At 47.1% G+C, this 469-nt stretch carries 1 protein-coding gene; it reads right to left on the reverse strand.

Annotated features, from left to right (window positions below):
* Nucleotides 1-155: 155 nt before the first annotated feature.
* Nucleotides 156-469, reverse strand: a 314-nt coding sequence (locus tag FRX97_RS12170) for a T9SS type B sorting domain-containing protein (protein WP_147015494.1), incomplete at its 5' end; no start/stop codon positions are given.

Here is a 469-nt window from a genome sequence, read left to right on the forward strand (position 1 = left end):
CCTGAATTCGAATATGGCTTACGGGATCCCTCTTTCCGCTTCGCTGCAATCGGGATGACCGCCTTGATTACAACGTAAAAAGCCAAGGCCGCGGGCGTGCTAATTAGCCAATAAGCCAATTCGCCAATAAGCAAAAAAGGGCTTTCGCCCTTTTTTTATCTAATCAACCTAAACTCTCCGTGTAGGATTTCTCTAATGCGTTTATCAAACATCTTGGCCCTTACCACAAAGTAATAGGTGTCAACTGCAGCGGGCTTTCCGTTTATGGTTCCATCCCAGGCGGGATTATCGGGTGTTCCGGTAAATACCAACTCCCCGTAGCGGTTGTAAATTCTAAACTCCTCGTAGGACTCCACTCCCCATCCTTGCGGATAAATCTCATCGTTAATGCCATCTCCATTGGGTGAAAAAGCATCGGGAACATCCAGGGAGTATTTGGTAGCATCTACACGAAGGATGTAGTCTGTCG

The organism is Luteibaculum oceani (assembly GCF_007995015.1).
Taxonomy (GTDB): Bacteria; Bacteroidota; Bacteroidia; order Flavobacteriales_D; family Luteibaculaceae; genus Luteibaculum; species Luteibaculum oceani.